This window comes from Ensifer adhaerens (assembly GCF_028993555.1).
Taxonomy (GTDB): Bacteria; Pseudomonadota; Alphaproteobacteria; order Rhizobiales; family Rhizobiaceae; genus Ensifer; species Ensifer adhaerens_I.
On the sequence record NZ_CP118610.1, the window covers coordinates 3,633,493 to 3,655,732 of the forward strand.

Consider the following 22,240-nt stretch of genomic DNA (forward strand, 5'->3'; position numbering starts at 1 on the left):
GATTTCGGCCAAGATGCGGTAGTCCATGGACTTCGCAGACGAGACGCTGAACCCGGAAGACGCCCATGCAATTTCAAGGCACCGCCGACTATATCGCCGACAAGGACCTGATGATCGCCGTCAACGCCGCGATCCGGCTGGAACGGCCGTTGCTGGTCAAGGGCGAGCCCGGCACCGGCAAGACCGAGCTTGCCCGCCAGATCGCCGCAGCCCTTGGCCTCGAGCTGATCGAATGGAGCGTCAAGTCGACCACCAAGGCGCAGCAGGGGCTTTACGAATACGATGCCGTATCGCGCCTGCGCGACAGCCAGCTCGGCGACGAGCGCGTCAACGAGGTCAGGAATTACATCCGCAAGGGCAAGCTCTGGCAGGCCTTCGAGGCCGATCGGCGCGTGGTGCTCCTGATCGATGAGATCGACAAGGCCGATATCGAATTTCCGAACGACCTGTTGCAGGAACTCGACCGCATGGAATTCCATGTCTACGAGACCGGCGAGATGATCGGCGCCCGTCATCGGCCGATCGTCATCATCACCTCCAACAACGAGAAGGAGCTGCCGGACGCCTTCCTGCGTCGCTGCTTCTTCCACTATATCCGCTTCCCCGACGCCGACACGCTCGCCCGCATCGTCGAGGTGCATTACCCCGGCATCCGCAAGACGCTGCTGTCGGCCGCTCTTGCCGCCTTCTACGACATCCGCCAGGTGCCGGGCCTGAAGAAGAAGCCGTCCACGTCCGAAGCGCTCGACTGGATCCGGCTGCTGGTCGCCGACGAGGTCGATCCGGCAGATCTCCGAGCCGATGCCAAGACCATGCTGCCGAAGCTGCACGGCGCACTGCTCAAGAACGAGCAGGACGTGCACCTGTTCGAACGCCTGGCCTTCATGGCGCGGCGCGACGGATGACCCCGGACGCCCACAAGGTCCTGATCTACGCCACCTGGCGCGACCGATTGTTGGTCTTCGACGAGCCGGACTTTCCCGAGATCGCGCTGCAGGTGCCTGGCGGCACGATGGAGCCGGACGAGAGCCCAGAGGCCGCGGCAGTGAGAGAATTTATCGAGGAGACGGGGCTGACGCCGTCGGAAACGCTCGCCCATCTCGACACGCACGATTATTCCTTCCGGAAGGACGGCCGGACCATCTGCCATCGGCGGCACTATTTTCACGTCGCACTTACTGGCGTGCAGCGGCAGACCTGGCTGCATCAGGAGATGACACCTTTTGGCGGCGGCGAGCCGATCCGCTTCCGCTTCTTCTGGCTCGGCATCGACGAGGCCAAGCGTCGGCTTGGGTATGGGATGCAGGACGGTCTGCATTTGTTGCGGGCTTGCGCCTCACCCTAACCCTCCCCCCGCAGGCGAGGAGAGGGGCTGCCCGGTACCGCCCGAATCGTTTTTCTTGACCCCCGCGCCCCTGTCGCGCTATCAAATTCCCTGTGGTGATTTGGCCGGCCGGCTTGCAGCCACGTTAAACAAGTCGCTAAAGGGCCGAGGAAAGTTGGATTTCCGAGGACCGGTCGCGATCAATCGCCGCCGGTTTTTTTGTATTGATCGAGTGGAAGCCCATGCCCATCAAGATTCCCGATACGCTGCCCGCCTTCGAAACCCTCGTACACGAGGGCGTGCGGGTGATGACCGAGACCGTGGCGATCCGTCAGGATATCCGCCCGCTCCAGATCGGGCTCCTGAACCTCATGCCGAACAAGATCAAGACCGAGATCCAGATGGCGCGCCTGATCGGCGCTTCGCCGCTGCAGGTGGAACTGTCGCTGGTGCGCATCGGCGCCCACCGGGCAAAGAACACCTCGGAAGACCATCTGCTTTCCTTCTACGAGACCTGGGAAGAGGTGCAGGGTCGCAAGTTCGACGGCTTCATCATCACCGGCGCGCCGGTCGAGACGCTGGACTATGAGGACGTCACCTATTGGGACGAATTGAAGCGCATCCTCGACTGGACGGAGACCAACGTGCATTCGACGCTCAACGTCTGCTGGGGCGCGATGGCCGCAATCTACCATTTCCACGACGTGCCGAAATATCCGCTCAACGAGAAGGCCTTCGGCGTCTATCGCCACCAGAACCTCAACCGCTCGTCCGTCTACCTCAACGGCTTTTCCGACGATTTCGCGGTTCCCGTTTCGCGCTGGACCGAGGTCCGACGTGCCGATATCGACAAGGTGCCCAGCCTCGAGATCCTGATGGAATCGAAGGAGATGGGCGTCTGCCTCGTGCACGAGAAGAAGGGCAACCGGCTCTACATGTTCAACCACGTGGAGTATGATTCCACTTCGCTGTCGGACGAATATTTCCGGGACGTGGACGCCGGCGTGCCGATCAAGATGCCGCACGACTATTTCCCGCACAATGATTCGACCCTGCCGCCACAGAACCGCTGGCGCAGCCATGCCCATCTCTTCTTCGGCAACTGGATCAACGAAATGTACCAGACGACGCCCTATGATCTCTCGGAGATCGGCACCGGAAAAAGCTGACTGACCGATGTTCATCCCCTTCTTCCTCGAACTCAAGGCGGCGAAAGTCCCGGTCACGCTCCGGGAATTCCTCTCCTTGATCGAGGGGATGGAGGCGGGCATCGCCACATTCGACGTCGAAGCCTTTTACTACCTGGCGCGCACGGCGCTGGTGAAGGACGAGCGCCATATCGACCGCTTCGACCGGGTGTTCCAGCACTGTTTTTCCGGGCTTGAGGCGGTCAACCCGATGGAAGCCGGCGAAGAGGCCGTCATCCCCGAGGACTGGCTGCGCAAGCTTGCGGAAAAGCACCTGACGGAGGAAGAAAAACGCCTGATCGAGGCGCTCGGCGGCTTCGACAAGCTGATGGAGACCTTGCGCCAGCGGCTGCAGGAACAAAAGGGCCGGCATCAGGGCGGTTCGAAGTGGATCGGCACCGCCGGCACCTCGCCCTTCGGCGCCTATGGCTATAACCCCGAAGGGGTCAGGATCGGCCAGGACCAGTCGCGCCATCGCCGCGCCGTGAAGGTCTGGGACCGGCGCGAGTTCAAAGACTACGACGACACCGTCGAGCTTGGCACGCGCAACATCAAGGTCGCGCTGAAGCGGCTCAGACGCTGGGTGCGCCAGGGTGCTGCCGACGAACTCGACCTCTCGGGCACGATCCGCGCCACCGCCGAGCACGGCTATCTCGACGTGGTGACGCGGCCCGAGCGGCGCAACGCCGTGAAACTTTTGATGTTCTTCGACGTCGGCGGCTCGATGGACGATCACATCCGCATCGTCGAGGAACTGTTCTCCGCCGCCCGCGGCGAGTTCCGCCACATGGAGCATTTCTACTTCCACAATTGCGTCTACGAGGGCCTGTGGAAGGACAATCGCCGCCGCCGCGCCGATATCACCCGCACGACGGAGGTGCTGCGCACCTATGGCGGCGACTATCGCGCCATCTTCGTCGGCGACGCCTCGATGAGCCCCTATGAGATCAGCCATCCCGGCGGCTCGGTCGAGCACTGGAACGACGAGGCCGGCGCGCTGTGGCTGTCACGGATGACGGCGCATTTTCCGCGCTCCATCTGGATCAATCCCGTGCCGGAACAGCACTGGGGCTACACCCAGTCGATCGCCATGGTGAAAAGCCTGTTCGAGGGGCGCATGTTTCCCCTGACGCTTGCCGGGCTACAGGACGCCACCAAGCAGCTGTCGCGCTGACATGACCGCAGTGGCCACTGTAGCACCTTGAATAGCTGGACGTTTTTGCCCTGAGGCCGGAGACGATGCACCGCGACATTTAGTATGATTTTCCGGTTGCCGTGCCTTTGGAAATGACGCAGGTTGTTGCGATCGCACCGCTGCATATTTCCCTGGATCCTAACCGATCCAAGGGCAAAACATGCAGCAATTCAAAAGTGTACGGCGACCTTTGCGCGTCTGGGGAGACGCGCGGCGCTGTAGTGGGAGCCAGCGGTGAACATGCATCAGAACACGGAAATCTTCGGCCACCTGCCATCCGGCGAGCCGGTCCATCGTCTGGTGCTTTCCGGCGGCGGTCTCACCGCGCATGTGCTCACCTGGGGCTCGGTGATCCAGGACCTGCGGCTTGAGGGCCATGAGCCGCCGCTGGTGCTCGGCTTCACCGATCTCGAAAGCTACATTGCCCATTCGCCCTACCTCGGCGCGACGCCTGGGCGCTCAGCCAACCGCATCGGCAATGGACGCTTCACGCTCGATGGCGAGGCCTACCAGCTGGAATTGAATGAGAAGGGCGTCACCCACCTGCATGGCGGCAGCGACAATATCGGTAAGCGCAACTGGACGATCGCCCGGCAAACGCCGGACAGCGTGACGCTCACCATCACTGACCCCGACGGACGCGCCGGCTATCCCGGCAATTGTCAGGTCACCTGTACCTATACGTTGAAGCCCGGCGGCGTCTTGAGCGTCGTCTATGAGAGCAGTACCGACCGGGCAACACTCGCCAATGTCTGCCAGCACAGCTATTTCAACCTCGACGGCAGCGCCGACGCGCTCGGCCACGACATCATGATCGCCGCCGACCACTATCTTCCGACGAACGACCTGCAGGTGCCGACGGGCGAGATCCTTGCCGTCGAGGGCACCGCCTTCGATCTGAGGGAAATGACGCCGCTTCACCGCCAGACCGAAGGCGAACGCATCAGCTACGACCACAATTTCTGCCTTTCGGACGAGCGCATGGCAAAACATTCGGTAGCGCTCGCCCGCAGCATCAACTCCGGCGTCACGCTGGAAGTGCTGACCACCGAGCCCGGCGTGCAGCTCTATACCGGCGCCAAGCTGAACATCCCCGTCCCCGGCCTCGAAGGTCGCCGCTACGGCCCGTTTGCGGGCTTCTGTCTGGAAACCCAGATCTGGCCCGACGCCATCAACCACCCCGGCTTCCCGAACGCGGTGCTGCGCCCCGGTGAGATCCGTGGGCAGGAAACGGACTACGTCTTCATGAAGAGCTGAGTGGCGCGCGGACGTCGATCTGTAGCGAAATGGAAGGACAGCGAACGTCCGAAAGGACTGTCATGGTGTCTGGTCGAGCACAGGTGTCCGCATGGCGAAGCGTCCCGCCGCGAAGTGCAATGCGCCTGACGGCAAATGCCATTCATTTCGAAAACAACTGTGAAATGAAGTGGTTGGGAGAAATTGGAGCGGGTGAGGCGATTCGAACGCCCGACCCCAACCTTGGCAAGGTTGTGCTCTACCCCTGAGCTACACCCGCTCATCAACCTCGGCCCGGGGGTAGTCGGTGGACCGTGGCGTCGGCGCTGTCTTGCGGCGACGGGCGGTATATGGCCTAAGCGATTTTGGAATGCAACAGGGAAATGACGAGAAAGCGAATATTTTTTTGGAGCCCCCTCAGGAAGCCCGGAAATGCCGCGTTTTTGGCGGGCATCGCCGCCCGTGAGATTGCGCCCCGATGGGCTTCTCCCCTAAAGCAGAATGCAAATCGAATGCCCAAGGGATGAGAATCATGAGTGAATCACAGCCGAAGTCCGCCGACGACCTCTTCCATTTTCTTGACGAACTCGGGATCGAGCACAAAACCAAGCGACACCAACCCGTGTTCACCGTTGCCGAATCGGTGGCGCTTCGCGACGAAATCCCCGGCGGCCATACAAAGAACCTGTTCGTGAAGGACAAGAAGGACAATTATTTCCTGCTGACCGTCGAGGAGCACGCCACGGTGGACCTGAAGACCATCCACCAGGTAATCGGCGCGGCAAGCAAGGTGTCCTTCGGCAAGCCGGAGAAGCTGATGGAATATCTGGGCGTCATCCCGGGTGCAGTAACCGCTTTCGGCGCGATCAACGACACCGGTGGTAACGTCAAGGTCATTCTCGACGAGGAACTGATGAAGTTCGACATCGTCAACTGCCATCCGCTCTCCAATGACGCGACCACCTCGATCGCATCGAGCGATCTGCTGCGCTTCATGGAAGCAACCGGACACGAACCGCTTGTCTTGAAAGTCACGGCCTGACATACGATCTTTGGCGCGAATGCAGTAAGCTGGACGACGAGCCGGCGAGGAGAGAAGAATGACGGGCAGTGACAATCCCTATGCAGGGTCTTTCGGCACTCAGATGACGGCCTCGGCCTCCTTCGGTCAGCCGGCGGCCGCGTCGGGCGGTGACCTGATCAAGGAAACCACCACTGCCAACTTCACCAAGGACGTGCTCGACGCCTCCAGGCAGCAGCCGGTTCTCGTCGATTTCTGGGCGCCCTGGTGCGGCCCCTGCAAGCAGCTGACGCCCGTCATCGAAAAGGTGGTCACGGAAGCCGCAGGCCGCGTCAAGCTCGTCAAGATGAACATCGACGATCATCCCTCGATTGCCGGCCAGCTCGGCATCCAGTCGATCCCCGCCGTCATCGCCTTTGTCGGCGGACGCCCGGTCGATGGCTTCATGGGTGCGGTGCCGGAAAGCCAGATCAAGCAATTCATCGAAAAGATCGCCGGCCCCGCCGTCGATGACAGCAAGGCGGAGATCGAGGCCGTGCTCGCCGATGCCAAGGCGCTGCTCGACGCCGGCGACGCCCAGAATGCCGCCGGCCTCTACGGCGCCGTTCTGCAGGCCGATCCGGAAAACGTCGTGGCGATCGCCGGCATGGTCGATTGCATGATCGCACTCGGCCAACTCGCGGAAGCCCGCGAAGCGCTTTCCGGACTGCCCGAAGACCTTGCCAAGGACGCAGGCATTGCGGCGATCGGCAAGAAGCTCGAGCAGATCGAGGAAGCCCGCAAGCTTGGTGATCCCAACGAGTTCGAACGGCGCCTGGCAGCAAACCCCGATGATCACGAAGCGCGCGTGCTGCTCGCCAAGATCCGCAATGTCGAAGGCGACCGGACGGCTGCTGCCGATCACCTGCTGACGGTCATGAAGCGCGATCGGGCTTTCGACGACGACGGCGCGCGGCGCGAGCTGCTCTCCTTCTTCGAGGTCTGGGGCCCGAAGGATCCGGCAACGATCGCCGCACGGCGCAAGTTGTCATCGATCCTGTTCTCCTGAACCGTCAGGCATTTTTCGAGGAAGGGCGCTGTTTGCGCCCTTTTTTGTCAGTGCGCCTGATCACGATCCACATTCACCCATGAAGATCGGTGCCCTCGTCCCTTGAGATTTTCAGGGAGCGCACCATCTCTTCATCTGGTTGCCCACGCTTCCTGGGCGGGGCAAGAGCGGATACCTGCAGGGTCTATCGGAAAATGCACGTTGGAAATGCACGCTACCTCGGTCCGAAGGACTTGCCGGAGATCATTCCGGTGTTTCCGCTGACCGGTGCCCTGCTGCTTCCAGGCGCCCAGCTTCCGCTCAACATCTTCGAGCCGCGCTACCTTGCAATGCTCGATGACGCGCTCTCCGGCAACCGCCTGATCGGCATCGTGCAACCCTCCTTCTGCGAAGGCCGCAACGAGATCGCCACCGGTCCGATGCAGGCGCTCTGCGCGGTCGGCTGCATCGGCCGCATCACCTCGTTCGCCGAGACCGGCGACGGCCGCTACATCACCTCGCTCACCGGGGTTTGCCGCTACCGTCTGTTTTCCGAGGTCGGCGGCACGCGCGGATACCGCCGTTTCCGCATCGGCCCGTTTGCTGCCGATCTCGAAAACCGCGACGATGAAACCCTCGTCGACCGGGCAGCGCTGCTTGCCGCCTTCAAGGCCTATCTCGAAGCCAACAAGCTCAAGGCCGATTGGGAAAGCGTCGAACGGGCAAGCAACCGCACACTCGTCAATTCCATGGCGATGATGTCGCCCTACGGTCCCGCGGAAAAACAGGCGCTGCTCGAAGCGCCCGACCTCAAGACCCGCGCGGAAACCCTGATCGCCATCACCGAGATCGTGCTCGCGCGCGACTTCGGCGATATGGACAGCATCCTGCAATGAGCGACATTTAATGGATATCAACGCCAGCAAGGTCGACCCGAAACTGCTCGAGCTGCTCGTCTGTCCGCTGACCAAGGGGCGCCTCAGCTACCACGCCGAAGCCAACGAACTCGTCTCGGAAAAGGCACGCCTCGCCTATCCCATCCGAGACGGCGTGCCGATCATGCTGGTTTCGGAAGCCCGCAAGATCGAGGACTGAGGCTGACCGCGACTAAGTCGTGCAGAACCCTGCAAATTCCCCTCATCCGACCTGCCGGCCACATTCTCCCCGCAGGCAGGGAGAAGGAAACACGTCGCGCCGCGTGCACCTAAGCAGCGACCGTTCTTGCCCGTTGATCCTCACGTCAAATCGCCTGACCCGAGAGCAGTCGCGGATCGGTCTCACCGGCGATGCCGGCCGCCTGGCGAATGAAGAAACTCTTCAGAGACGGAAGGCGATCGACGAGACCGAGGCCGAAGTCGCGAGCGATCCTGACCGGGGTAATGTCGTTGGAAAACAGCCGGTTGAGCACGTCCGTCGTCACCCCCATGCGGAACGTGTCAAAACGCCGCCAGCTCTGGTAGCGCTCGAGCACCGCCAGCGAGCCAATATCGAGCCCAAGGCGATCCGCCTCAACGATCGTTTCCGCCAGCGCCGCCACATCCTTGAAGCCGAGATTGAGCCCCTGCCCCGAGATCGGGTGAATGCCGTGGGCGGCATCACCGGCAAGCGCGAAACGCGGCTTGACGAAATCGCGCGCGAGCGTCAGGCCGAGCGGAAAGGCCCGCCGTCCGCCGACGACCTTCAGGTGTCCAAGCTTGTGGCCGAAGCGGCGTTCCAGCTCTTCCTCGAAAAGGAAATCGTCGCCCTTGACCAGGCGCTCGGCATCTTCGGTGCGCTCGGTCCAGACCAGCGACGAGCGATTGTTCTTGAGCGGCAGGGTGGCAAACGGGCCGGCCGGCAGGAAATGCTCCTCGGCCGTGCCCTCGTGCGGCCGCTCGTGCTCGACCGTCGTGACGATGCCGGACTGGCCGTAGTCGAATTCGACGGTCTTGATGCCGGCAGCATCGCGCAGCTTGGAGCGCACCCCGTCACAGGCGACGAGCAGCCGTGCCTCCAGCTCTTCGCCGCCGGCAAGCGTGACTGCGACCGCATGATCGCCGCTCTTGAAGGTTTCGACCATCGCCGACTGGCGATTGACGACACCGAGTTCCTCGCAGGCCCCGCGCAGCGCGCCAACCATCGCCGTGTTCGGCACCATATGGGCGAAGGGCCGGCCATCGCCGCCGTCACCATCGAAGGTCAGAAACACCGGGCGCACCGGATCGGCCGCTTTCGAATCGGTGATCACCATGCGGCGGATCGGCTCGGCCTCCGGCACGATCTGATCCCAGACGCCGAGCACGTCGAGCATGCGCTCGGCCGCTGACGCGACCGCCGAGGCGCGCTGGTCCTTCTTCCAGGCGCCGTCCGGCGCACCGTCGATGACCATCACATCCAGATGCGGCGCCGCCTTCTTCAGCGATACCGCGAGCGAAAGGCCGACATAGCCGCCACCGGCAATCAAGACATCGAGCATCGGCTTTCTCCGTCGCACTTGAGCATCGTTTTATGTCTATATAGATCAATGCCATCGACGTTCCTACCATCGGAGACTGCCGAAATGTCGCGCCCCACCGAGACCACCACGCCCATGGATGCGCTGCTCGCCATTCTCGACCTTGAGAAGCTCGAGGAGAACCTGTTCAGGGGCCTGAGCCCGCAGGTCGGCTGGCAGCGGGTCTTCGGCGGCCAAGTGATCGGCCAGGCGCTGGTGGCAGCCCAGCGGACCGTCGACGCCGACCGCTTCGTTCATTCGCTGCACGCCTATTTCATGCGGCCGGGCGATCCGTCCGTACCGATCATCTACGAGGTCGACCGCATTCGTGACGGTTCGAGCTTCGCCACCCGTCGTGTCGTCGCCATCCAGCACGGCAAGGCGATCTTCTCGATGTCGGCCTCGTTCCAGTATGACGAGGACGGCTTCGACCACCAGATCGAGATGCCTGATCTCGCCATGCCGGAGACCTTGCCGGGCGAACAGGAACTGAAGGAGAAATTCCTCGTGCATGCGCCGGAAGCCATCCGTCGCTACTGGGAGCGGCCGCGGCCGATCGAAATCCGCCCGGCCTCGCTGCACCACTATTTCACCCGTAACGACGGCAAACCGATCCAGGATGTCTGGGTCAAGGCGGTCGGCACTGTCCCGGACGAGCGTCATATCCAGGCAGCCATCCTTGCCTATCTCTCCGACATGACCCTGCTCGACACCTCGCTCTATGCGCACGGCACCTCGGTCTTCGATCGCAACCTGCAAGTCGCGAGCCTCGATCATGCGATGTGGTTCCACCGCCCCTGCAAAATGGACGACTGGCTGCTCTATACCCAGGACAGCCCGAGTGCGCATGGTGCCCGCGGGATGACCAGAGGCAGCCTTTTTACGCGTTCCGGCGTGCTGATCGCCTCCGTCGCCCAAGAAGGGCTGATCCGGAAAAAGGCATCTGAATAGAAAGTGAGCAGAATATCCATTCTGCCTATTTTTTAATCTTCTAATTTGACGATTTTTTAGTGCGCCGCAGCATCCGTGCTGCGGCTTTCATTTTTTTCGTTTTTTTTCAGTGATTTAGAACTGTCCTTTGAATCTGGCACGCCCCTTGAATGTCAGTGTCCGGTTGCACGGCGCTCTGGCGCTCCGCAGCAAGGAGAGACGGCCTCCGGCCGGAGGCGAACAAGGATGGAAACCAGATGAAAATTGTGATGGCCATTATCAAGCCGTTCAAGCTCGATGAGGTTCGCGAAGCCCTCACTGCTGTCGGCATCCAGGGCCTGACCGTGACCGAAGTCAAAGGCTACGGCCGCCAGAAGGGACATACCGAAATCTACCGCGGCACCGAATATGCCGTGAGCTTCCTGCCGAAACTGAAGGTCGAAATTGCCGTTCCCTCGGAGCTCGTCGACATGGCGGTGGAAGCGATCGCCGCAGCCGCCAAGACCGGCCAGATCGGCGACGGCAAGATCTTCGTCTACGCCATTGACCATGCCGTGCGCATCCGCACCGGCGAAACCGATTCAGAAGCGTTGTAAATCACGCCGTTCAGGGAGCACTACTCGATGTCATCCAGCAAACTTACCACCTCTCTTGGACGCCTCGGCGCACTCGGCGCCGCCTTGTTTGCGCCGGCCGTCGCCTTCGCACAGGAAGCAGCGCCGGCCGCAGCCGCCGCAGCACCGGTCCCGGACAAGGCGGATACCGCCTTCATGTTCATCTCCACGCTTCTCGTCTTCTTCATGCTCATCCCGGGCCTGGCGCTCTTCTACGGCGGCCTGGTGCGCGCCAAGAACATGCTGTCGGTCCTGATGCAGTGCACCGTGATCGGCGCGGCGATGATGATCGTCTGGGTCGTCTACGGTTACTCCTTCGCCTTCGGCGGCTCGACGAGCCCCTATTTCGGCGGCTTCGCCAAGATGTTCCTCGCTGGCGTTACCGGTGAGAGCACGTCGGCCACCTTCTCGGAAGGTGTCGTCATTCCGGAATACATCTTCATGCTGTTCCAGATGACCTTTGCGGCGCTGACGCCGGCACTGATCGTCGGCGCCTTCGCCGAACGCATCAAGTTCTCGGCCGCAGTCCTCTTCGCAATCCTTTGGGCCACCTTCGTCTACTTCCCGATCGCCCATATGGTCTGGGACGGCAACGGCCTGCTCTTCGGCATGGGCGCCCTCGACTTCGCCGGCGGTACCGTCGTTCACATCAATGCCGGCGTCGCGGGCCTGATCGGCGCGATCATGGTTGGCAAGCGTACCGGCTACGGCCGTGACATGATGGCTCCGCACTCCATGACGCTGACGCTGGTCGGTGCTGCCATGCTCTGGTTCGGCTGGTTCGGCTTCAACGCCGGCTCGAACCTCGAAGCCTCCGGTGGCGCAGTCCTCGCAACCGTCAACACTTTCCTCGCAACCGCTGCCGCCATTCTCTCCTGGTCGGTCGTCGAAACCATCACGCGCGGCAAGGCCTCGATGCTGGGCGCGGCCTCGGGCATGATCGCCGGCCTCGTCGCCATCACGCCTGCCGCCGGCATTGCCGGCCCGATGGGCGCGATCGTCATGGGCGTGCTCGTCTCGCCGCTCTGCTACTTCTTCGTCTCGGTCGTGAAGAACAAGTTCCACTATGACGACACGGCAGACGTCTTCGGCGTCCACGGCGTCGGCGGTTTCTTCGGCGCACTTGCCACCGGCATCTTCGCCTCCTCGTCACTCGGCGGCATCGGCTATGCCGACGGCATCACCATGGGCAGCCAGTTCGTGACGCAGCTCACCGCCGTTGCCATCACCATCGTCTGGTGCGGCGTCGTCTCGGTGATCCTCTACAAGGTGGTGGATTCGATCGTCGGCCTGCGCGTCTCCGTCGAAGCCGAACGCGAAGGCCTCGACCTCTCGTCGCACGGCGAAGCCGCCTACCACAGCTAAGCGGATTGCGGCGCCGGACCTGGCGCCGCGCACAGTCCCGTCGCGATCCGTCTGATGCGGATCGCCTTTGGCCCGGATCGAAAGGTTCGGGCCTTTTTCGTGCCGATCTTCACGTCAACGACCGCTATTTTAGCGGCAACTACGCATGGTTAATGTCGCATTAACCGTACTCCGCTTAGGTTGATTCCATGGCACGCAATGTGCCTTAGAGATCGAGACGGGCAGCAGGCAATATGAGCAGAAGCAATCCGGCAACGCTTGACAGCCGTTCCAACCGGTTCGTGCTAACCACCTTCGTTTGGCGGCAGATCGCGTCGCTGGCGGGCTTTGCGCTTTTCGGCGCATTGGCGCTGGCTGTCGCGGCGCTATCGACATGGAACGTCGCCGACCCGAGCTTCTCCTATGCCACATCGGAAGCGCCCACCAACGTGCTCGGTTATCCGGGCGCGGCCTTTGCCGATATCTTCATGCAGTTCTTCGGTCTTGCCAGCGTCGTCGCCCTGTTGCCGGCCGTTGCCTGGGCGCTGGTGCTGATCAGCGGCAAGCGCTTCGACAAGATCTTCAAGCGCCTTGGCGTCTGGTTCATCGGCTCCGTGCTGGCCGGCGCGGCGCTGAGCTGCGTTCCTGCTCCGATCACCTGGCCGCTGCCCAACGGTCTCGGCGGCGTCTTCGGTGACATGATTCTCCGCTTTCCGGCGCTCTTCACCGGCGCCTTCCCGACCGGCACGCTCGCGACCGTGCTCGCCTGCATCTTCGCCGCTCCTGCCGCCTGGTGCCTGATCTATAGCGCCGGCCTCATCGGCGTCAGCGATGAAGAGCAAGACGAAGAGGTTGTCGAGCCGACACCGAGCAAGGCGCGTACCGTGCGCGACGAGCTCGACGAGGACGACAGTGAAGGCCCTTTCACCCTGCTGATGGGCTCCTTCGCCCATATGCGCTACACGATGCACGCGCGCGTGCGCCGCATCTTCGGCATGAGCGGCACGCGCAGTTCGCCCAAGCGCCAGTATGATGAGCCTTATGATTTCAACAATGACGAGTTCGGCACGCTGAACGAGCCGGTCCGGCCGAAGCCGATGGCTGCCGGCGACCGCATCGAACCCTCGCTCGATCGCTCCGAACGCCGCATCCTCACGCCGCCGCCGATCATGGCCGATGACGAGGACGACGATCTGCCCGTCGATATCGACGAGCGTCGCCCCGCCGGCATCCTGCCCGACGATGAGGACGACGATCCGGCATCCGACTGGGCGCCGCGGGCAGCGCCGCCGAAACAGGGCCTGCCGAAGTCGGGCTCGCGCGTGGCAACGCCAGCGCCCCGCCCGAAATCCGGTCAGCGGATCGAGCGCGAAGCCCAGCGCTCCTTCGTCGAGGACGATGGCGACTTCACGTTGCCGCCGATGCATTTCCTTGCCGAACCAAAGAACGTCAGCCGCGACGCCTCGCTGTCGCCCGACGCGCTCGAGCAGAATGCCCGCATGCTGGAAGGCGTGCTTGAGGATTTCGGCGTCAAGGGCGAGATCATCCATGTACGCCCGGGCCCGGTCGTAACCCTTTATGAACTGGAGCCGGCCCCCGGCATCAAGTCGTCCCGTGTCATCGGCCTTGCCGATGACATCGCCCGCTCGATGAGCGCAATCGCTGCCCGCGTCGCCGTCGTTCCCGGCCGCAATGCCATCGGCATCGAACTGCCGAACCAGCGGCGCGAGACCGTCTACCTGCGCGAACTCATCGGCTCGCGTGACTTCGAGACCTCCAAGGCGCGCCTTGCCATGGCGCTCGGCAAGACCATCGGTGGCGAACCCGTCGTTGCCGACCTCGCCAAGATGCCGCATCTGCTCGTCGCCGGTACCACCGGCTCCGGCAAGTCGGTCGCGATCAACACCATGATCCTGTCGCTGCTCTATCGCCTGCGCCCGGATCAGTGCCGCCTGATCATGATCGACCCGAAGATGCTCGAACTCTCCGTCTACGACGGCATCCCGCACCTGCTTTCGCCCGTGGTCACCGACCCGAAAAAGGCGGTGGTCGCGCTCAAGTGGACGGTGCGCGAGATGGAAGAGCGCTACAAGAAGATGTCGAAGATCGGCGTGCGCAACATCGACGGCTTCAACAGCCGCGTCGAGCAGGCGCTTGCCAAGGGCGAGCAGATCACTCGCACGGTGCAGACCGGCTTCGACCGCCAGACCGGCGAAGCCATGTACGAGACCGAGGAATTCGACCTCACGCCGCTGCCCTATATCGTCGTCATCATCGACGAAATGGCCGACCTGATGATGGTCGCCGGCAAGGACATCGAAGGTGCCGTGCAGCGGCTGGCGCAGATGGCGCGTGCCGCCGGCATCCATGTCATCATGGCAACGCAGCGCCCCTCGGTCGACGTCATCACCGGCACGATCAAGGCCAACTTCCCGACCCGCATCTCGTTCCAGGTGACCTCGAAGATCGACAGCCGCACGATCCTGGGCGAACAGGGCGCCGAACAGCTGCTCGGCATGGGCGACATGCTCTACATGGCCGGTGGTGGCCGCATCCAGCGCGTCCACGGCCCGTTCGTCTCCGACACCGAGGTCGAGGAAGTCGTCGCCTATCTGAAGACCCAGGGCGTGCCGCAATATCTCGACGCCATCACCGAGGACGACGACGAGGACGGCGAAGGCGGCGGACCTGCCGGCACCTCCAACCTTTCCGATTCCGACGACCCCTACGACCAGGCGGTTGCGATCGTTCTGCGCGACGGCAAGGCCTCCACCTCCTACGTACAACGGCGCCTCGGGATCGGTTACAATCGGGCTGCATCGCTGATCGAGCGCATGGAGCAGGAAGGCATCATCGGGCCTGCGAACCACGCCGGAAAACGCGAGATCCTGGTACCGACCGAGGCGGAAATCACCGGCCGGTAAAGCAGTTCCAGCAAGGGTACCGCGCGATTCTCCGTCCGGAATCACGCAGATGAGAGACACGGCCAGCAGATAATGGCCAGGCGCCCCGGCCAAGGGGCCGAACCGGTAACGGTCATGTGAGAGCACGAGCCGAAAAGCTCGAAAAAGGCGCCTTGAAGGCGCCGCACTTGCGCTCCAGATGATCCGTAAATGAAGGAGACCGAGATGACAGAGACGAAGAACGGCGAGCGCAGCCACCCGGTAGTTTCGCGCCGCCTTTTCATGTGCGGACTTGCGGCGCTTGCCGGCATCGGCGGCACCGGTCTCGACATCACCCAGGCTTTGGCGCAGGCACCGAGTGCCGCCCAGAAGATCGCCGATCACTTCTCCTCGGTAAAGACCATGGCCGGCGAATTCGTGCAGTTCGGCCCACGCGGCGAACAGACCGGCGGCAAGTTTTACATCCGCCGCCCCGGCCGCATCCGCTTCAACTATGAAGCCCCGTCGCCGATGCGCGTGATTGCCGACGGCAAGTCGGTCGTCATCGGCAACATGAAGCTGAAGACCTGGGACATCTATCCCCTCTCGAAGACGCCGCTCAAACTGCTGCTCAGCGAGAAGATCGACCTGACCGGCAAGATGGTGCGCGGCGTCAAGGAAGAGTCCGATCTCATCACCATCGTGCTTGGCGACCGCTCGATCTTCGGCGATTCGACCATCACCATGATGTTCGACCCGAAGACCTATGACCTGCGCCAATGGACGATTACCGACGCGCAGAAGAAGGATACTTCGGTGATGATCTTCAATGTCCAGACCGGCATGGCGCTGGACGACAAGGTCTTCCAGATCCCCTACGACGAGGTCCGCAACAAGAAGGGCGGCTAGAGCGATTGGCCGCCGGTATCTAGATCGCTGGCAATATGACATAGGGCCGCCGAATGGCGGCCTTTTTCATGGGTTCCCCTTCCTGCATTCCTTGTCCCGGGGCGTCGGACCTGCTTAAAGCTCAGGTCAAACATCCATCCCAAGCCGGCCTTCCCTTCGCAAGCGTCCGGCGCAGCCGAGCAGGGAATGACGCATGGCCCTTTCCGTCGCCACTTGGAACATCAACTCCGTGCGCCTGCGCATGCCGCTCGTCGAACATCTGCTGAAGACCTGGCAGCCGGACATTCTCTGCCTGCAGGAAACCAAGTGCCCGAACGACCAGTTCCCGTCCAAGCCGCTGAAGGCGCTCGGTTACAATCACATCGAGATGCACGGCCAGAAGGGCTATCACGGCGTGGCGACGATCTCGCGGCTGCCGCTGCATGAGCTCAGCGACCGACGCGACTATTGCGGTGTCGGCGATGCGCGCCATCTCTCGGTCGTCTTCGAGGCCGGCGGCAAGAAGATCCGTCTGCACAATTTCTATGTTCCGGCCGGTGGCGACGAACCGGATCGCAGCATCAATCCGAAATTCGGTCACAAGCTCGATTTCGTCGAAGAAATGAAACTGCTGCACGCCGAAGCCGATGCCGGCATTTCCTCGATCCTCGTCGGCGACCTCAATATCGCCCCGCTCGAAGACGACGTCTGGTCGCACAAGCAGCTCTTAAAGATCGTCAGCCACACGCCGATCGAGACCGAAGGGCTGACCACGGTCATGAACGGCGGCGGCTGGGTCGACCTGATGCGCCAGCACACGCCCGCCCCGACCAAGCTCTACACCTGGTGGAGCTACCGGGCGAAGGACTGGGAAGCGGCCGACCGCGGCCGCCGGCTCGACCACATCTGGTCCTCCGCGGACCTGGCGCCGGCGCTCAAACATGTCGACATCCTGCGCGAAGCGCGCGGCTGGGAGCGCCCCTCCGATCACGTGCCAGTCATCGCGCATTTCGATATCTGACAGCTTTTCTCTGAGCGGCGGCACGCGCCTAGAGCGCGTGACGCTTCATCAGGAAAAACATGACAAAAAGAATCATATTTTTCTTGATGCCAGAATCTAAACGGACTATCCCTCTTTTCGGGCGGCAGGGACACCGCCTCCGATGGCCCATCGGCCATCATTTTCACTGATATCGGGGTGCTCTGCTCTGGCCTTTGCCGGAGGGCTTTCGTGCGCCCTCAAGAGGGCCAGACATGCCAGACACCTTGCCGATCCACCTCACGTGCGCATCACGCCGCGCGCGCTCCGCCGCCACCATGTTGGCCGCAAGCGCTACCGCCGTGTTCCTTTCGTCCATCGCGGCTTCCGCGCAGTCAGCCGAAAGCCAGAAGACGACACGGTTGGAAAAGATCGAGGTGACGGCCGGCAAGGCAGCCGCGACGATCGCCGAGGACAACGACACGATCGTGCCGACACGCAACGTCTCGGCGCTCAAGACCGATACGCCGCTCATCGAGACACCCCGCTCCGTTTCAGTGGTCACGCGCAAGGAACTCGAAGAGCGCGGCGTGCAAGACATGATCCAGGCAACCCGTTATGCTGCCGGCGTCACAACGGGCGCCTTCGGCTTCGATCCACGCTTCGACCAGATCTACATCCGCGGCTTCGAGACGACGACCACGGGGGACTTCCGGGACGGCCTGCGCCAGCCCTACATGAACTACGGCACCTTTCCGACGGAGGTCTACGGACTCGAACGGATCGAGATTCTCAAGGGCCCGGCTTCGGTCATGTATGGTGCCGCCGGGGTCGGCGGTATCGTCAACCGCATATCGAAGATGCCTGAGGAGGAGACGCACCGTGAGATCGAGCTGCAATACGGCACGATCGGCCGCACCCAGGCCGCCTTCGATTTCGGCGGACCGGCAACGGCCGATGGCGACTTCCTCTACCGCATCGTCGGGCTTCTGAGGAACGGCGGGACCAACTACGACGTCGCCGACGACCGCTACCTGCTGCAACCCTCCTTCACCTGGAAACCGGACGAAAGCACGTCGCTGACCGTCTATGGCCTTGGCCAGAAGGGCGAGAGCGATGCCAGCCCGCGTGTACTCGAACATGACGGCCGGCTGCTGCGCTACAGCGATCCGGACTACGACTACCAGAAGGTCCGGCAGTATCAGGCCGGCTACAAATTCGAGCACGAGTTCGACAACGGCCTGACCTTCCGCCAGCACGGCCGCGTCAGTGATCTCGACCTGAAGGCTCGCTACGTGGACTTCGGCACCGAGATTGCGCCAGACGTCTTCGAGCGCTACCCCGTAGCCATCAAGGACGACCAGCGTGCCTACCAGATCGATAACCGGCTTCAGGCCGTCTTCGACACCGGCGCGGTCTCGCACACGCTCCTGGCAGGTCTCGATTATACCTGGATCACCTCCGACTTCGGTCTCGGTTTCGGCGCCGTCGATCCGGCCTACCGCTTCGATCTCAATAATCCCACCTTCGGCATCAGCGGCCCGACGCCGGCACTTACCAGCTTCAGCGGGCGGGATCTCCGGCAGACGGGCATCTATGTCCAGAACCAGCTGGAGTTCGGTAACTGGCGCGCCGTCGGCGGCCTTCGCTATGACTGGGTCGATCAGACCAGCACCAACAAGAACACCGGCGTCGTCGACCGCAAGGACGATGGCGAGCTCACCGGGCAGGCGGGCCTTCTCTATCTCTTCGACAATGGCATCGCGCCCTATGCCAGCTACAGCACCTCCTTCGTACCGCGCACCGAGCTTTCGGCCGACGGCAGAGTGCTCGATCCGACGACCGGAGAGCAGGTCGAACTTGGCCTGAAATATCAGCCGGAAGGCGAGGCCTATTCGCTGAGTGCTGCCTATTACCGGATCGTGGAAACCGGTGCCGCGCAATACGTATCGGACGCATCGCTTCCCGCCGGCTACTACTACAAGTCGGCAGGGGAGGTGACGACCAATGGTCTTGAGGTGGAAGGACGCCGGGAATTCGACAACGGCCTGAGCTTCATCGCCGCCTACAACTACAACGACGCCGAAATCACGGGGAATATCGACCCGTCGCTGATCGGCAACGTGCCCTCGACGAAGCCGCGCCACGTCGCATCGCTCTGGGTTAGCTACCTGCTGCCCGACGACACGCAGCTTGCGGGCCTGAGCGTCGGCGGCGGCGTGCGTCTGGCATCAAGCTCCTATACATCCGACGCCAACACGACGAAGAATGGCGGCGCCGTCTATTTCGACGCCTCGATCGCCTACGACTTCGGCGTCAAGAACCCGGAGCTTGCCGGGCTGTCGCTCGCCGTCAGCGCCACCAATCTCGGCGACCGCCGCGAAGAGGTCTGCACCGATGGCTATTGCTATTTTGGCCAGGGCCGCACCGTGCTCGGTTCGCTGAAATACCGGTGGTAACGAACAGAAGCCGTTTTCGGCTTCAGGCAAAGCGGCCGGCGAGCGCGCCGGCCCTGCGAATCATCGCCTGCAGATTCTCGCGGATGCGGGCTTCGACGAGTTCCGCCACTTCCGGATACTCTTCCAGCATGCGGCGGAAGAGCGGCCGGTTGATGCGGATGACCTCGCTGTCTTCCTCGGCAGTCGCCGTGAACTTGCGTTCGACCATCGAGATCAGCGCCAGTTCCGACAGAAGCGCGCCTCGGCCGACCGTCGAGACTGTCGTCTCGGAACCATCGACGCCAGTCTTCGACAAGGACAGGCTGCCGCTCGCAATCGCATAGGCGCAATCGGCGGGCGCGCCTTCGCGAAACAGCTCCTGCCCCTTGAATATGCGGCGCCGTTCCGCACCGAAGGCGATCAGCCGCAGCTTGTCCTCGCTGATATCGACAAACAGCGGCACGTTGGACAGAAGCACGATATCGTCGTTGAGCGCCAAGCGGCTAACCTCCCGAAATCACCACGCTGCCGGCCGAGCAAGCCGGATCGCGTGCGCGACCAGTCTAGATGACACGAAACGGGATTCGGGCGGTAAATCGCTTCCCACCTTCCTCACCCCGGCTACGGAACGATCTTGTAGCCGCCGTTCTCTGTCACCAAAATCTCGGCATTGGAAGGGTCCCGCTCGATTTTCTGGCGCAGCCGGTAAACGTGGGTTTCGAGCGTATGGGTGGTGACGCCGGAATTGTAGCCCCAGACCTCTTCCAAGAGCACGTCGCGGGTGACCACCTTCTGGTCGGCGCGGTAGAGATAACGGATGATCGCCGCTTCCTTTTCGGTCAGCCGGATCTTCTGGCCGTTTTCCAGCGTCAGCAGCTTCTGGCTGGGCTTGAACGTATAGGGCCCGACGCTGAAGGTCGCGTCCTCGCTCTGCTCGTGCTGGCGCAGCTGTGCGCGAATGCGGGCGAGCAGCACGGCGAAGCGGAACGGCTTCGTCACATAGTCGTTGGCGCCGGCCTCGAGGCCGAGGATCGTATCGGAATCGGTGTCGTGCCCGGTCAGCATGATGATCGGCGCCTTGAAGCCGCCCTTGCGCAGAAGCTTCACCGCTTCGCGGCCATCCATGTCGGGCAGGCCGACATCCATGATCAGGAGGTCCACCTGCTGTGCCCTTGCGGTCTGGATGCCCTTGCCGGCGGTCGCTTCCTGGATGAGGTCGAACTCTTCGTAGAGCGAGAGCTGCTCGACCAATGTCTCGCGCAGGTCATTGTCGTCATCGACAAGAAGAATGGTGCGGGTCGCCATGGGACAATTCCTGTTTGCTTCGGTTTTCAAACTAGCTCAAATGCCTGTGTTGGCAAGCGAACCAGCATTGCTGGCTCGTTATATTCGCAACCGTGCTTATGGTGCCCCTCAAATCACGGGCAAAGCAAAAATCCGTGAGAATGATGCGCAAGAAAACGTCGGGAAAAAGACCAGCCAAGTCCATCATCACAGTCCGCCCGGCGCCGCGCGATCGAAAGCGGGCGCTGGTCTGCTTCGATGGCCGCGTCGAGCAGGCGGCGATCGGACGAAGCGGCATTACCAGCCTGAAGCGTGAAGGCGACGGCGCCACGCCGCGTGCTGCGATGAAGCTGATCGGCGGCTATGTCAGGCGCGATCGTCTCCTTCTGCCGCCGACACCACTGCCGACGCGGACCACGCGCAAGGACATGCTCTGGTGCGACGCTCCAGGTCACGCCCGATACAATCGTCCGGTCATGGCACCATTCACGCCGAGGCATGAGGAGTTGATGCGCGAGGACGGACTCTACGACATCTGCCTCGTGATGGACTGGAACCTCCTCGCCCGGAGGAGAAACGCCGGCTCGGCGATCTTCTTCCACCTGATCCGACCGGGCTATGAGCCGACGCAGGGCTGCGTCGCGGTCAGTCTGCACGCCATGCGGCGGCTGATCCCGCATATGCGCCGCGGCACCGTCGTGCAGGTGCTTTGATATGGACATGCAAACAGCTCAGTCGAGCGAGCGCGGGGTCGCAAAACGCGCGAGTTTGGCGCTGCCCGGCATAAGCTCGCGCCAACCCGCGGCTTCGAATTCGAGAACAGCAAGGGCGGCCGTCGGAAACTTGTCCGCCATGCGCATGCGCAGATCCGCATCGCCGGATCCGACGAGTTCGTGCGCCAGATCTTCCATGCCGGGATTATGGCCGACGATAAGCAATGTCCTGACAGCCGGATCCGTCGCGCGCAGAACGCTCAGGATCTGCGGGGCTCCCACCTCATAAATCGCGCGGGTATTCTCGACCGCGACCTCGGTCGAAAGGGCAGCCGCCACCAATTGCCAGGTCTCCTGCGCACGCTTGGCGGTTGACACAAGCGCGCGATCCGGCACGAGCTTATGCCGCGCCATGTACTTTCCCATCAGCGGCGCCGCCTTGCGACCACGCTCGCCGAGCGGACGATTGATGTCGGCGACGCCGTCCGGCCAGGCGGATTTGGCATGGCGCAACAGCATCAGGCAGTAGCTTTGCACAGACAGATCGTCGCTCATCCGTCGTCCTCCCAAACGCCCTTCGGTCAACACGTTCCCAGACTTGTGAGCAGCCAGCTTAGCGCAATTCACCGACCCGCGCGGAGCGCAGACGTGCGGACAAACAAAAAAGGCCGCCCCGAAGGGCGGCCATTTGCGCCGGAAAAGCTC

At 62.4% G+C, this 22,240-nt stretch carries 21 protein-coding genes, 1 tRNA gene and 1 riboswitch; of the genes, 17 read left to right on the forward strand and 5 right to left on the reverse strand.

Going from position 1 to position 22,240, the window contains the following annotated elements:
- The first annotated feature begins 65 nt into the window (after positions 1-65).
- The 5 genes from PWG15_RS17605 to PWG15_RS17625 all read left to right on the forward strand — a co-directional run bounded on the left by PWG15_RS17605 (position 66) and on the right by PWG15_RS17625 (position 4,963).
- Positions 66-905 (forward strand): AAA family ATPase, encoded by an 840-nt coding sequence (locus tag PWG15_RS17605; protein ID WP_034802731.1) that lies wholly within the window; start codon positions 66-68, stop codon positions 903-905.
- Positions 902-1,345, forward strand: a complete 444-nt coding sequence (locus PWG15_RS17610; protein ID WP_275021803.1) for an NUDIX hydrolase — start codon at positions 902-904, stop codon at positions 1,343-1,345. Before PWG15_RS17605 ends, PWG15_RS17610 begins: the two co-directional genes overlap by 4 nt.
- 82 nt (positions 1,346-1,427) lie before the next feature.
- A riboswitch (SAM riboswitch) is annotated at positions 1,428-1,505 on the forward strand.
- Positions 1,506-1,566: 61 nt separating this feature from the next.
- Complete coding sequence (metA, locus tag PWG15_RS17615) at positions 1,567-2,493, forward strand: homoserine O-acetyltransferase MetA (RefSeq protein WP_275021804.1); 927 nt, start codon at positions 1,567-1,569, stop codon at positions 2,491-2,493.
- Positions 2,494-2,500: 7 nt separating this feature from the next.
- Positions 2,501-3,685: a vWA domain-containing protein gene (locus PWG15_RS17620; RefSeq protein ID WP_275021806.1), complete on the forward strand. Its 1,185-nt coding sequence runs from the start codon at positions 2,501-2,503 to the stop codon at positions 3,683-3,685.
- A 261-nt stretch (positions 3,686-3,946) separates the two neighbouring features.
- Entirely contained in the window at positions 3,947-4,963 is a 1,017-nt protein-coding gene (locus PWG15_RS17625; protein WP_275024452.1) for an aldose epimerase family protein, read from the forward strand.
- Positions 4,964-5,147: 184 nt separating this feature from the next.
- On the opposite strand, the gene PWG15_RS17630 is transcribed toward PWG15_RS17625, so the two are convergent.
- A tRNA-Gly gene (locus PWG15_RS17630) sits at positions 5,148-5,222 on the reverse strand.
- Between the two features lie 252 nt (positions 5,223-5,474).
- Here PWG15_RS17630 and PWG15_RS17635 point away from each other — a divergent pair.
- The 4 genes from PWG15_RS17635 (at position 5,475) to PWG15_RS17650 (ending at position 8,085) form a co-directional block, all read left to right on the forward strand.
- Positions 5,475-5,984 (forward strand): prolyl-tRNA synthetase associated domain-containing protein, encoded by a 510-nt coding sequence (locus PWG15_RS17635; RefSeq protein WP_275021807.1) that lies wholly within the window; start codon positions 5,475-5,477, stop codon positions 5,982-5,984.
- A 58-nt stretch (positions 5,985-6,042) separates the two neighbouring features.
- The gene (trxA, locus tag PWG15_RS17640; RefSeq protein WP_275021808.1) at positions 6,043-7,011 is read left to right on the forward strand and encodes a thioredoxin; all 969 of its coding nucleotides are present in this window, start codon (positions 6,043-6,045) and stop codon (positions 7,009-7,011) included.
- A gap of 194 nt (positions 7,012-7,205) precedes the next feature.
- The gene (locus PWG15_RS17645; RefSeq protein WP_275021809.1) at positions 7,206-7,886 is read left to right on the forward strand and encodes an LON peptidase substrate-binding domain-containing protein; all 681 of its coding nucleotides are present in this window, start codon (positions 7,206-7,208) and stop codon (positions 7,884-7,886) included.
- Positions 7,887-7,896: 10 nt separating this feature from the next.
- Entirely contained in the window at positions 7,897-8,085 is a 189-nt protein-coding gene (locus tag PWG15_RS17650; protein ID WP_043626122.1) for a Trm112 family protein, read from the forward strand.
- 145 nt (positions 8,086-8,230) lie between these two features.
- Here the strand turns inward: PWG15_RS17650 and PWG15_RS17655 are convergent, their stop codons facing one another.
- Positions 8,231-9,445, reverse strand: coding sequence for a ubiquinone biosynthesis hydroxylase (locus PWG15_RS17655; protein WP_275021810.1), 1,215 nt, complete (start codon positions 9,443-9,445; stop codon positions 8,231-8,233).
- Positions 9,446-9,529: 84 nt separating this feature from the next.
- Between PWG15_RS17655 and tesB the strand changes: the two genes are divergently transcribed.
- From tesB to PWG15_RS17690, 7 genes are all read left to right on the forward strand, one after another.
- Positions 9,530-10,414: an acyl-CoA thioesterase II gene (tesB, locus tag PWG15_RS17660; protein WP_275021811.1), complete on the forward strand. Its 885-nt coding sequence runs from the start codon at positions 9,530-9,532 to the stop codon at positions 10,412-10,414.
- Between the two features lie 236 nt (positions 10,415-10,650).
- The gene (locus PWG15_RS17665; protein WP_275021812.1) at positions 10,651-10,989 is read left to right on the forward strand and encodes a P-II family nitrogen regulator; all 339 of its coding nucleotides are present in this window, start codon (positions 10,651-10,653) and stop codon (positions 10,987-10,989) included.
- Positions 10,990-11,016: 27 nt separating this feature from the next.
- Positions 11,017-12,372 (forward strand): ammonium transporter, encoded by a 1,356-nt coding sequence (locus PWG15_RS17670; protein WP_275021813.1) that lies wholly within the window; start codon positions 11,017-11,019, stop codon positions 12,370-12,372.
- Between the two features lie 233 nt (positions 12,373-12,605).
- The gene (locus PWG15_RS17675) at positions 12,606-15,275 is read left to right on the forward strand and encodes an FtsK/SpoIIIE family DNA translocase (protein ID WP_275021814.1); all 2,670 of its coding nucleotides are present in this window, start codon (positions 12,606-12,608) and stop codon (positions 15,273-15,275) included.
- A 204-nt stretch (positions 15,276-15,479) separates the two neighbouring features.
- Complete coding sequence (locus tag PWG15_RS17680; RefSeq protein WP_275021815.1) at positions 15,480-16,142, forward strand: outer membrane lipoprotein carrier protein LolA; 663 nt, start codon at positions 15,480-15,482, stop codon at positions 16,140-16,142.
- 193 nt (positions 16,143-16,335) lie between these two features.
- Positions 16,336-17,142, forward strand: coding sequence for an exodeoxyribonuclease III (locus tag PWG15_RS17685; protein ID WP_275021816.1), 807 nt, complete (start codon positions 16,336-16,338; stop codon positions 17,140-17,142).
- A gap of 233 nt (positions 17,143-17,375) precedes the next feature.
- Entirely contained in the window at positions 17,376-19,559 is a 2,184-nt protein-coding gene (locus tag PWG15_RS17690; RefSeq protein ID WP_275021817.1) for a TonB-dependent siderophore receptor, read from the forward strand.
- Positions 19,560-19,581: 22 nt separating this feature from the next.
- Here PWG15_RS17690 and PWG15_RS17695 read toward each other — a convergent pair whose 3' ends face one another.
- The gene (locus tag PWG15_RS17695; protein WP_275021818.1) at positions 19,582-20,037 is read right to left on the reverse strand and encodes a cyclic nucleotide-binding domain-containing protein; all 456 of its coding nucleotides are present in this window, start codon (positions 20,035-20,037) and stop codon (positions 19,582-19,584) included.
- A 122-nt stretch (positions 20,038-20,159) separates the two neighbouring features.
- Complete coding sequence (locus PWG15_RS17700; RefSeq protein WP_034802783.1) at positions 20,160-20,843, reverse strand: response regulator transcription factor; 684 nt, start codon at positions 20,841-20,843, stop codon at positions 20,160-20,162.
- Between the two features lie 143 nt (positions 20,844-20,986).
- Here PWG15_RS17700 and PWG15_RS17705 point away from each other — a divergent pair, with 143 nt between their 5' ends.
- Positions 20,987-21,535 carry a L,D-transpeptidase family protein gene (locus PWG15_RS17705; RefSeq protein ID WP_275021819.1) on the forward strand — a complete coding sequence of 183 codons (549 nt, stop codon included), beginning with the start codon at positions 20,987-20,989 and terminating at the stop codon, positions 21,533-21,535.
- A gap of 18 nt (positions 21,536-21,553) precedes the next feature.
- On the opposite strand, the gene PWG15_RS17710 is transcribed toward PWG15_RS17705, so the two are convergent.
- Positions 21,554-22,090 (reverse strand): SixA phosphatase family protein, encoded by a 537-nt coding sequence (locus tag PWG15_RS17710; RefSeq protein ID WP_275021820.1) that lies wholly within the window; start codon positions 22,088-22,090, stop codon positions 21,554-21,556.
- Positions 22,091-22,240: the final 150 nt, after the last annotated feature.

What these genes read in the sequence shown, in the direction of transcription:
- PWG15_RS17655 (WP_275021810.1), bottom strand. Translation starts at nt 9,445, where the DNA reads ATGCTCGATGTCTTGATTGCCGGTGGCGGCTATGTCGGCCTTTCGCTC.
- trxA (WP_275021808.1), top strand. Translation starts at nt 6,043, where the DNA reads ATGACGGGCAGTGACAATCCCTATGCAGGGTCTTTCGGCACTCAGATG.
- PWG15_RS17650 (WP_043626122.1), top strand. Translation starts at nt 7,897, where the DNA reads ATGGATATCAACGCCAGCAAGGTCGACCCGAAACTGCTCGAGCTGCTC.
- metA (WP_275021804.1), top strand. Translation starts at nt 1,567, where the DNA reads ATGCCCATCAAGATTCCCGATACGCTGCCCGCCTTCGAAACCCTCGTA.
- PWG15_RS17685 (WP_275021816.1), top strand. Translation starts at nt 16,336, where the DNA reads ATGGCCCTTTCCGTCGCCACTTGGAACATCAACTCCGTGCGCCTGCGC.
- PWG15_RS17710 (WP_275021820.1), bottom strand. Translation starts at nt 22,090, where the DNA reads ATGAGCGACGATCTGTCTGTGCAAAGCTACTGCCTGATGCTGTTGCGC.
- PWG15_RS17705 (WP_275021819.1), top strand. Translation starts at nt 20,987, where the DNA reads ATGCGCAAGAAAACGTCGGGAAAAAGACCAGCCAAGTCCATCATCACA.
- PWG15_RS17680 (WP_275021815.1), top strand. Translation starts at nt 15,480, where the DNA reads ATGACAGAGACGAAGAACGGCGAGCGCAGCCACCCGGTAGTTTCGCGC.
- tesB (WP_275021811.1), top strand. Translation starts at nt 9,530, where the DNA reads ATGTCGCGCCCCACCGAGACCACCACGCCCATGGATGCGCTGCTCGCC.
- PWG15_RS17675 (WP_275021814.1), top strand. Translation starts at nt 12,606, where the DNA reads ATGAGCAGAAGCAATCCGGCAACGCTTGACAGCCGTTCCAACCGGTTC.
- PWG15_RS17635 (WP_275021807.1), top strand. Translation starts at nt 5,475, where the DNA reads ATGAGTGAATCACAGCCGAAGTCCGCCGACGACCTCTTCCATTTTCTT.
- PWG15_RS17645 (WP_275021809.1), top strand. Translation starts at nt 7,206, where the DNA reads ATGCACGTTGGAAATGCACGCTACCTCGGTCCGAAGGACTTGCCGGAG.
- PWG15_RS17625 (WP_275024452.1), top strand. Translation starts at nt 3,947, where the DNA reads ATGCATCAGAACACGGAAATCTTCGGCCACCTGCCATCCGGCGAGCCG.
- PWG15_RS17700 (WP_034802783.1), bottom strand. Translation starts at nt 20,843, where the DNA reads ATGGCGACCCGCACCATTCTTCTTGTCGATGACGACAATGACCTGCGC.
- PWG15_RS17620 (WP_275021806.1), top strand. Translation starts at nt 2,501, where the DNA reads ATGTTCATCCCCTTCTTCCTCGAACTCAAGGCGGCGAAAGTCCCGGTC.
- PWG15_RS17665 (WP_275021812.1), top strand. Translation starts at nt 10,651, where the DNA reads ATGAAAATTGTGATGGCCATTATCAAGCCGTTCAAGCTCGATGAGGTT.
- PWG15_RS17670 (WP_275021813.1), top strand. Translation starts at nt 11,017, where the DNA reads ATGTCATCCAGCAAACTTACCACCTCTCTTGGACGCCTCGGCGCACTC.
- PWG15_RS17690 (WP_275021817.1), top strand. Translation starts at nt 17,376, where the DNA reads ATGCCAGACACCTTGCCGATCCACCTCACGTGCGCATCACGCCGCGCG.
- PWG15_RS17605 (WP_034802731.1), top strand. Translation starts at nt 66, where the DNA reads ATGCAATTTCAAGGCACCGCCGACTATATCGCCGACAAGGACCTGATG.
- PWG15_RS17610 (WP_275021803.1), top strand. Translation starts at nt 902, where the DNA reads ATGACCCCGGACGCCCACAAGGTCCTGATCTACGCCACCTGGCGCGAC.